At 41.0% G+C, this 6235-nt stretch carries 6 protein-coding genes and 1 pseudogene; all 7 read right to left on the bottom strand.

From position 1 onward, the window contains the following. Positions 1-180: 180 nt before the first annotated feature. A pseudogene (locus VK097_RS13285) lies at positions 181-855 on the bottom strand (IS3 family transposase); the annotation flags it as partial. Further along, positions 842-982: a hypothetical protein gene (locus tag VK097_RS13280; protein WP_324212278.1), complete on the bottom strand. Its 141-nt coding sequence runs from the start codon at positions 980-982 to the stop codon at positions 842-844. The gene VK097_RS13280 and the pseudogene VK097_RS13285, both read right to left, overlap by 14 nt. Before the next feature lie 88 nt (positions 983-1070). After that, positions 1071-2765 carry a methyl-accepting chemotaxis protein gene (locus VK097_RS13275; RefSeq protein ID WP_324212277.1) on the bottom strand — a complete coding sequence of 565 codons (1695 nt, stop codon included), beginning with the start codon at positions 2763-2765 and terminating at the stop codon, positions 1071-1073. Between the two features lie 43 nt (positions 2766-2808). Beyond that, entirely contained in the window at positions 2809-3165 is a 357-nt protein-coding gene (locus VK097_RS13270; RefSeq protein ID WP_324212276.1) for a response regulator, read from the bottom strand. A gap of 19 nt (positions 3166-3184) precedes the next feature. Beyond that, the gene (locus VK097_RS13265; RefSeq protein ID WP_324212275.1) at positions 3185-3646 is read right to left on the bottom strand and encodes a chemotaxis protein CheW; all 462 of its coding nucleotides are present in this window, start codon (positions 3644-3646) and stop codon (positions 3185-3187) included. Between the two features lie 17 nt (positions 3647-3663). Then, a complete protein-coding gene (locus VK097_RS13260; RefSeq protein WP_324212274.1) occupies positions 3664-5676 on the bottom strand; it encodes a chemotaxis protein CheA in 2013 nt (670 codons plus the stop codon). A gap of 23 nt (positions 5677-5699) precedes the next feature. After that, complete coding sequence (locus VK097_RS13255; protein ID WP_324212273.1) at positions 5700-6164, bottom strand: chemotaxis protein CheX; 465 nt, start codon at positions 6162-6164, stop codon at positions 5700-5702. Positions 6165-6235 lie beyond the last annotated feature (71 nt).

Below are 6235 nucleotides of genomic sequence, written 5' to 3'. Positions count from 1 at the left end.
TATGGTGGACCCCATTGTCAAGACACAAATTTTATAAAAATAAGGTGGGGTTATCATTGTTTTCCCTTTCCCATCTTGCCGACTAACTCTTTCCTGTGTCAGGTTCTGTCAAGGGCGCATTTTCCCTTGACAGGTTCTGGCGCAGGGAAGATAATTGCCCAAGATGGAAAGGATAACGGACTACCCGAAATAAATAGATGCCGGTGTTTGATAATCTAAGGATTGATGAGGCCTTTCATGATTATAAAAGTCCATGTAATCCCTTATATTGCTTCTAGCCACTCTTGGCTTGCCATAGTCCTTTAAATAGGCTTCTTCGTACTTAAGGCTTCGCCAAAAGCGTTCGATCATAATATTATCCAAAGCCCGGCCTTTTGAGTCCATGCTGATCTGAATAGATGGATGCTCTTTTAACAGATTAATATATTTTGGGCTGGTAAAATGACTGCCTTGGTCACTGTTAAATATTTCGGGTGTAGCGAACGTGAATGCACGTTTTACGACATCCAGGACAAAGTCAATTGCCAGCGTCTGATCCAATTCCCAGCTGATAATATAGCGGGAATACCAATCGATAATGGCCGTTAAATACATCCAGCTATTATGCAAGCGAATGTACGTAATGTCAATGCTCCAAACCTGGTTGGGCCGAGTAATATTCACTCCTTTCAGCAGATATGGATAAACACGGTGCTGCAGATTGCGTTTACTCAAATTAGGACCCGGATAAATGGCTTGTATCCCCATTTCACGCATGTGACGCTGCACTCTTTTACGGTTGATATTCACCCCTTTATTCTGTAGTATTTCAGCAATCTTGCGTGAACCGAGAAACGGAAATTTAGTATAAATCTCGTAAAAGTGCATTTTGCTGTCTGGGATCGTGTACTGATAGATCGTAACCTGGAAAATTTTTCATGATCACCTTTTGAACGCCATCACGCAGTATACCCGATTCTTTCATGATTGCAATTCTACCCATTATGTGTTTTCTCCTTTTCATTGAATAGCCCACTTATAAGTATGGAAGTCCATTGTTGAATGAACTTCCATACTCAATTTACTTTCTTTTACAACTTAAATTGACGAAATAATCCGTTTAAATCTTCGGCTAATTTAGCAAGGTCATCCGCACTGGCTGCAACTTCCTCCATTGAACTGCTGGTCTGCTGAGACGATGCTGATACTTGTTGTACGCCTGCAGCGGATTCTTCAGAAACGGCTGCTATTTCTTGAATCGAGCTGTTCATCTGCTGACTATTGGCTGCTATTTCAGACATATTCTCAGTTACCGTTTGAATGCTATTCACAACGTTTGTAACGGCCTCACTAATGCCATCAAACTTCTCACCAGTCGTTTTAATTTGTTCCGTCCCCTTTTCGACTTCTTTATAGCCAGCTTGTAAGGAATTGGCTACCGCGCTGGATTCATTTTGGATATTTCCTACAATTCCAGTAATATCCGAAACGGAATCAGAAACTTGTTCGGCCAGTTTTCTTACTTCATCGGCCACCACAGCGAACCCTTGACCATGTTCCCCTGCTCTGGCAGCTTCAATCGCTGCATTCAAGGCTAATAAGTTCGTTTGATCAGCAATATCTTTAATAACCGATACCAGCTTCGAAATTTCTTGCGATTGCGTGTCCAATCCCTGTACTTTTTGAACGACATCCTGCACAATTTGATCAATTTTATCCATCTGTTGCTCGGAAGCAGTCATTAATTGACTGCCTTCATCTGTCATGCTAAGGACATCGTTTGATTTGTGCTGTATCTGTTCACTATTTTCATTTGCTTCTTGTACCTTTGTGGAGAAGGTTGACATAGCAGATGATAACTCGCTTGAGCTATTGGCTTGTGTTTCAGAGCCGGATGCTAATTCCTGCATGGTTGTCGAAATTTGTTCTGTTCCGGATTTCACTTCATTTGCGGATTGCGTTAACTCTTCACTTTGAGTGCTCACCGTTTCCGAAACCCCGTTTATTTGATTCAGCAAGTCACGCATACTATGATTCATATCATTTGTAGCCGTCACCAGCTGCCCAATTTCATCCTTTGATTTAGTTTCAAGTGGTTCCTCAGTTAAATCGCCATTCGCAATTAACTTCATTCGATTCACAACAGCTTGTATTGGATTTGAAATCATCCGGTCCGTAATAATCGCTACAAAGATACCTAGAACAATCATTAACCCAGAAACGATCATTGCTATAATTGCAAGAGTTTCCCCATTCGATATTATATTGTTCCCGATTTCTTCTATTTCCGCTTCTCTTTCACTAGCCAAGTTGTTGAAACCATCTATTAGCTCATTTTCAAGTGCTTGTACTTTGCTTTCCATCATGTGCTTTGCATTTTCTATATTTCCTTTTTCATATTCTGCAATCACTTCATCAGTCAAAGTTCCCCATTCAATTTTTTTATCGATGAGTTCTTGCAGTTGTTCAGATTCACTTAGCTCAAGGGCCCGATTCTCCAATGCTATATTTTCTTCTGTACCAGCACTAAATTCCTCTTTATAATCGTTATCCCCGTATAGTAACAATCCCCTCAACATGCTTGTTCTTTCAGACATATTATTTGCCAACTGCTCGTCAGTAATTAATAAAGCTATTTCCTTGTCTATCATGTCCTGCATGCTACTATTGGTTTTTTGTATAGAGTATATACTGTAAGCACTTAATAAAATAGCCAGTACAAGTACAATGCTAAATCCCAATAAAATTTTCGTTCTTATACGTTTGAAGTTTAATAACTTTTTCATCTTTAAGTTTTCTCCTTGGCAGCTTCTAATTAGTGTTGTTGTTTTATAGGACTTTGTCCAACGCTTCCTTAATTCGTTCGGCATTAAAAGGCTTTACAATGAAATCGGCAGCGCCAGCCTTAATCGCGTCCAGAACCATACTTTGCTGTCCCATTGCAGAGCACATAATAATCTTTACGTCCGGGTTTATTTTTTTAATTTCTTTAACAGCTTCCACACCATCCATTTCCGGCATGGTGATATCCATTGTTACCAGCTCCGGTTCTAATTCCTGGCATTTTTCAACGGCCTCTTTCCCGTTTTCCGCCTCACCGATTACGTTATGGCCAAGTTTGGTAAGATTATCTTTAAGCTGCATTCTCATAAAAGCTGCGTCATCTGTGACAAGTATCGTTGCCATTTTTCTTCCTCCTATATTATCAATCCTCAATTATTTCACTGACTTCATTGACTTCATCCAAGTTTAAAATGTGTTCTAAATCCAACAAGATTAATAGATTATCCTCCAATTTAGCGACGCCCCTTAAAAAGGACTCATTAACCCCATTGATCACTTCCGGAGCCGGTTCAACAGAGCTTAAGTCAATATCCATAACATCCGTTGCCGCATCAATAATCAGGCCGACCTGAATATCATGCATATTCACGATTAAAATCCGCGTCTCTTCGGCATGCTCTGTTTTACCTAACTGCAGGCGCTCCTTTAAATCGATGAGGGGTGTAATATCCCCCCGTAAATTGATGACACCTTTAATAAAGGCAGATGTCTGTGGCACATTGGTTATAGTTTGTAATTTTTCAATCCCAAGAACGTTTTGGATATCAACTCCATACCGCTGTTCACCCATACGGAAAACAACGACTTTAATGGATTCATCCATGTTGAGACCTCCTTCGTTTATTTAATCAGTGCATTCGGATCAATGATCAGCGCAACTTGACCATTTCCCAGAATGGTTGCCCCTGAAATGGCAAACACATCCTTCAGATAGTTTCCAAGTGATTTTAAAACGACTTCCTTTTTCCCAATGAAAGAATCGACGATCAGACCTGTCATGCGTTCACCTTTCTTGACAATGACAACCGATTCATAGGGCTGTTCCTGTTCATCTGTTATTTCATTGTCCGGCACATCAAATACATCCTGCAATGACACAAGTGGCACGACTTTTCCTCGGAAATCCATCACTTTTTGCCGATGGGAGTACATAACATCCTTCTCTTCCAGCAGAACGGTCTCAGTAACAGAAGACAGCGGAATGCCGTACGTTTCATTCTGAACATTAACCAATAAGGAAGACAGAATGGAAAGGGTCAGCGGTAATTGAATGGAAAACTTGCTTCCCTGTCCCGGTTCAGATTCAACCGTTATATGACCACCCAGTGCCTCAATATTTATCCGTACTGCATCGAGACCAACACCACGTCCTGAAAGATCGGAGACTTTCTCAGCTGTGCTGAAACCTGAGGAAAAAATAAGCTGATAAATATCGTCATCCTGTAAGTTTTCAGCGCGTTCAATGGAGAGAAGACCATTGTTAATGGCTTTCTGAGCCACTTTTTCACGATTGATGCCGCCCCCATCATCTTCTATCTCAATGAAAACATGGTTGCCGCTGTGGTAAGCCCTCAGGATTAATTTACCTCCTTCAGGCTTGCCGGCCCGTTTACGCTCATCCGGCGACTCAATGCCATGGTCAACAGAATTTCGGATTAAATGGACAAGCGGATCACCTATTTCATCGATAACCGTTCTGTCCAGTTCTGTTTCGGCTCCGACAATTTCGAGATCAATCTTTTTATCCAAGTCCTTCGCCAGTCCCCTGACCATTCTTGGAAATCGGTTAAAAACTTGTTCAACAGGAACCATACGCATCGATAAAATCAAATCCTGCATGTCCTGTGACACTCTGGAAATATGTTCAACAGTCTCGCTTAGTTCATGATTGTTTAACTTATTTGAAAGGTCATCAAGGCGGCCCCGGTCCAAAACGAGTTCTTCAAACAGATTCATCAAATAATCAATACGTTCACTGCTGACACGAATGGTTTTAGACGATGCACTTTTACCTTTATTTTTAGGTTTGGCTGAATCATGGTTATCCGAACGATTGCCGGCTTCAGTATCTTTCCTGCTCTCTGCTTCACCTTCAGCTTTTTCAATGGAAAAAATGGACACATCGACATGCTCAATCTCGGAAACCTTATGTATACCCGCTTTAATGCCTTCTGCTGATTCGTCTGATAAAAGAATTAAGGAAAATTGCTGCTCAAAATTCTCTGCCTCCAAATCATCCACAGCAGGAACTGATTTAATCACCTCACCAAGCTGTTCCACGACTTCGAATACCATATAAACACGTGCAGCTTTTAATAAACAATCCGCGGAAAGCGTAACGGTTATTTGGAAAGGGGTGTATCCCTGTTCGCCTGCCTGTTTGATGACAGTCATCTGGTACTGATCGATTTCAAGTGTGGAATCAGCTATTTCATTCTCATCACCTTTATCCGGTTCCGGTGCTGAAGCTGATGTTCCATTCTCCAATTGTTCCAGGTGCGAAACAAGATGGCTGACATCTTTGTTTCCGTCTTCACCTTCACCAATGGCCCCGACCATTTCTTCGAGCGACTCAATTGCCTCAAAAATAATGTCTATCACGTCTTCACTGACTTCCAACGCCTGATTTCTAATTTTGTCGAACACATTCTCCATTTTATGGGTCAGTGATGCAATATCATCGAACGCCATTGTGCCGGCCATGCCTTTTAATGTATGGGCTGAGCGGAAAATTTCGTTGACAATCTCGAGATCTTCCGGGTTTTTCTCCAGTTCCAAAAGATGATCATTCATTGATTGTAAATGTTCGTTACTCTCATCAAGGAACACCTCAATGTAATCGTTTGTATCCATTTGCCACATCCTTCCCCTATCTATTAATCAAGCAATAGCATAATATCTAATTTGCCTGTATGATCAAAAGAAGTCGTCACTCGAAGTCCTTGTTTAAAACCCGATAATGTCGTATTTCCCTGCATCATCGTAGGGGCAGTAATATTAATATTGATGCCATTTTCAACGATAGTTGTTGAGAGACCGCCAGCAATCATATTACCTAATTCACCACTGAACGATAAAAGCATATCGCCTTCCAGTGGCATGCCATACATGGTTTCACCTATTTTACTAAAAACCGTTGACTCTCCTGACAAAACCAATTTTCCTTTGATATCACCCGTCATACCAATCAATACGCCATACCCAATATGGAAGTTCTTTTCTAATAACTGGGGTTTCGCTCTGGTATGTTTGATCGGCACAACTGTTTCCAGGGATGAGAATGTCCCATTTAATAAGTCTGTTATGACTTTCGTTTGATCCTTAGTTGTTGTACTCAACATGTCACGCTCCATTCCGCATTCGTTGTTAAAGGTTCTCAACTAATTTTGTTGCTTTGTATCAATGGGTTCGT

This window comes from Lentibacillus sp., assembly GCF_035301675.1.
Taxonomy (GTDB): domain Bacteria; phylum Bacillota; class Bacilli; order Bacillales; family Amphibacillaceae; genus Lentibacillus.
This window is presented reverse-complemented; position numbering and strand designations above follow the sequence as displayed.